This window comes from Actinosynnema sp., assembly GCF_052038725.1.
This window is the reverse complement of the sequence record NZ_JBQGCX010000841.1, coordinates 1-3121: the sequence shown is the minus strand read 5'-3', so window position 1 is coordinate 3121 and position 3121 is coordinate 1. Positions and strand designations below refer to the sequence as shown.

Genomic DNA, 3121 nt, shown 5'->3' with positions numbered 1-3121 from the left:
CATCGGCGGCATCCCGGCGGGCCACTCCTGGGCGCTGCTCTCGGCCACCAGCGCCGCGATCTCCTCGCGCACGTTCGGCCGGTTCCGCGCCACGTCCAGGGTCACCAGCGAGGTCGTCGCGGGGCGCCGCGCGTCGGCGAGGCCGTGGTCGGCCGCGCCGAGCGGGCCGAGCACGGGCGGGGTGGTGGTCGGCAGGTCGTACGCCGTCCACCTGACCACCCCGTCCGCCACCCGCTCGGGCACCAGGCCGACCCCCAGCTCGGGCAGCACCGCCGCCTCGCCGCCCCGCAGCGCCGCCTGGCTGAGCGGACCCCGCCCGCCGAGGCCGCGCGCGTCGCCGGGGACGGGCAGCACCAGCCGCACCGACGTCGCCGACGCCCGCCTCAGCGCCGCGAGCAGCAGGGCGGGCCCCACCGGCGGCTCACCGGGACCGGGCAGGTCCAGGGCCGTGGCGGTGCCGTCGTCGTGGGCCGCGACCTCGTGCAGCCCGCCCCACCTGCCCAGGGCGTCGAGGACGTCGTCGGCCGCAGCCGCTCCGTGCAGCCACCCGGACGTCCAGACCACCAGCGTCGCACTCGCACAGGACACGACCGCCAAAGATACGCGGGTGCCCGCCCGGTTTCAGGCAGCCGGGCCGACGTGTTCGGCCAGCAGTGCCCGGAACTTCTCCACCCCGTCACCGGAGCCGAACGCCCGGTGCGGGACCGCGTACATCCCGGACTCGGGCGTGCGCAGCACGAACGTGCGCCCGGTCTCAGCCCAACCGGGCAGCCGCGCCCAGTCCACCTCGCTGCGCGCCGCCCCGCTCACGGCCATCCGCAGCGAGTGGTCGTCCGCGCTGCCGGTGACCGCCTTGGCCGCGATGGGGTGGTTGTGGAAGCTCACCCAGGTGGTCACCGGCACCATCGCGGCCATCAGCGCCGCCAGCACGAGCGCCGCGACACCGGGCACGGTCAGGCCGATCACCAGCACCACGAACCCGAACACCGCGAACGCGGCGGCGAACCACGGCACCCAGCGGTACAGGGGCACGGCGGTGCGCAGCGCGGCCCGCCAGTCCGACGGGTGCGGGGTCCAGGCGAAGTCGACGCCGCGGACAGCGGACGGGACAGCCGCGGCGGGCGGGACAGCGGCACCGGACGGGACAGCCGCGGCGGGCGGGCCCTCGTCGGGCCCGCCCTCGGCCCCCTCCCCCGTCACGACGAGGTCTGGGGCCGCTGCGGACGCCTGGCGGGCTCGCAGCACATCGGCGCGCAGAACTCGCCGTTCACCGTGCACCCGGCGGACGTGAAGTCCGACAGCTTGCGCGGCTGCGCGCCCGAGGTGTGCTCGGCCACCAGCTCGGCCACCAGCTGCGCGAAGCGCGGGTCGCCGTTGGGCGTGGCGGCGCGGGCGAAGCCCATGCCGAGCTCCTCGGCCTTCTCGCGGGCCTCCGTGTCCAGGTCCCAGACCACCTCCAGGTGGTCGCTGACGAACCCGATCGGGCACACCACGACGGCGGGAACGCCCTTGCCCGAGAGCTCCTCGACGTGGTCCACGATGTCGGGCTCCAGCCACGGGATCTGCGGCGGCCCGGAGCGGGACTGCCACACCACGTCGTAGTCGGCCACGCCGAGCTTGTCCGCGACCAGGCGGGCGGCCTCGGCGACCTGCCGCGAGTACCGGCCGCCGCCCTCCTCGGGCGGACCGGCGGCCTTGTCGGCGGCGAGCGGGATCGAGTGGGCGGGGAACACCAGCCGGTACTCGGTCAGGCCCTCGGCGGCGGCGCGGACCGCGTCGGCGAAGGAGTCGACGAACAGCGGGTGGTCGAAGAACTGGCGCAGCTTCACCAGCTCGGGGGCGCCCTCGCCCACGGCGGTGCGGGCCCGCAGGATGTCCTCGTCGTACTGGCGGCACGCGGAGTAGCCGCCGTACGCGCTGGTGGGGAAGACCAGGGCGCGCTTGACGCCCGCGGCCTTCATCTCCGCGAGGGTGTCCTCGACCATGGGGTGCCAGTTGCGGTTGCCGAAGTAGATCGGCATCTCCAGCAGCGGCTCGACGGCCGCGATCGCGGACCGGTTCAGCTCGTTGATCGGGGAGACGCCGCCGAAGTGCAGGTAGTGCTTCTCGACCTCGTCCAGCCGCTCGGGCGGCACGCCCCGGCCTCGGGTCACGTTCTCCAGGAACGGGCGGACGTCGGCCGGTCCCTCCGGGCCGCCGAAGGACAGCCACAGCAGCGCGTCATAGCTCACCGGCCCATCCTCGCGCCACCCCTGACCGCCCGCACAACCGGGTCGGGGTGTCCGACCCGGTTGTGAGGAGCGCTACAGGGCGTGGGCGCGCGGCGTCACAGGCCGAGGAAGTGCACGCCGCCGTCGACGAACACCATCGAGCCGGTGGTGGCGGGGAACCAGTCGGACAGCAGGCCGCAGACCGACTTGGCGACCGGCGTCGGGTCGTCCACGTCCCAGCCCAGCGGCGCGCGGTCGGCCCACATGCTCTCCAGCTCGCCGAAGCCGGGGATCGACTTGGCGGCCATCGTGCGGACCGGACCGGCGGAGACCAGGTTGACCCGGATGCCCTTGGGGCCGAGGTCGCGCGCCATGTAGCGGTTGATCGACTCGAAGGCGGCCTTCGCGGCGCCCATCCAGTTGTAGGCGGGCCACGCCTGGCGGGCGTCGAAGTCCAGGCCGACGATCGACGAGCCCGGCCCGAGCAGCGGCAGCGCCGCGGCGGCCAGCGCCTTGTACGAGTACGCCGACACGTGCATGGCGGTCGACACGTCCTCCCACGGGGCGTCCATGAAGGGCGCGCCGAGGCAGGACTGGGGGGCGAAGCCGATGGCGTGGACGACGCCGTCGAGGCCGTCGACGTGCTCGCGGACCCGGTCGGCCAGCGTGTCCAGGTGCTCCTGGTTCTGCACGTCGAGCTCGACCACGGGGGCGGGGGTGGGCAGGCGCTTGGCGATGCGCTCGACCAGGCTCATCCGGCCGAAGCCGGTGAGCACGACCTGGGCGCCCTGCTCCTGGGCGACCCTCGCCACGTGGAAGGCGATCGAGGCGTCGGTGATCACACCGGTGATCAGCAGGCGCTTGCCCTCAAGCAGTCCGGACACGAGATGTTCCTCCGTCGTTCGGGGTTG

Annotated in this window: 4 protein-coding genes; all 4 read right to left on the bottom strand. The window is 74.4% G+C overall.

Features of this window, described 5'->3' with window-relative positions:
• The coding region (locus ACTUAL_RS17270) for a hypothetical protein (protein ID WP_440900991.1) at positions 1-588 on the bottom strand (588 nt) is incomplete at its 3' end.
• Between the two features lie 33 nt (positions 589-621).
• Positions 622-1200 carry a YcxB family protein gene (locus ACTUAL_RS17265; protein WP_440900990.1) on the bottom strand — a complete coding sequence of 193 codons (579 nt, stop codon included), beginning with the start codon at positions 1198-1200 and terminating at the stop codon, positions 622-624.
• The gene (locus tag ACTUAL_RS17260; protein WP_440900989.1) at positions 1197-2231 is read right to left on the bottom strand and encodes a ferrochelatase; all 1035 of its coding nucleotides are present in this window, start codon (positions 2229-2231) and stop codon (positions 1197-1199) included. Before ACTUAL_RS17260 ends, ACTUAL_RS17265 begins: the two co-directional genes overlap by 4 nt.
• Before the next feature lie 95 nt (positions 2232-2326).
• Positions 2327-3094: an enoyl-ACP reductase FabI gene (gene fabI, locus ACTUAL_RS17255; RefSeq protein WP_096492714.1), complete on the bottom strand. Its 768-nt coding sequence runs from the start codon at positions 3092-3094 to the stop codon at positions 2327-2329.
• Positions 3095-3121: the final 27 nt, after the last annotated feature.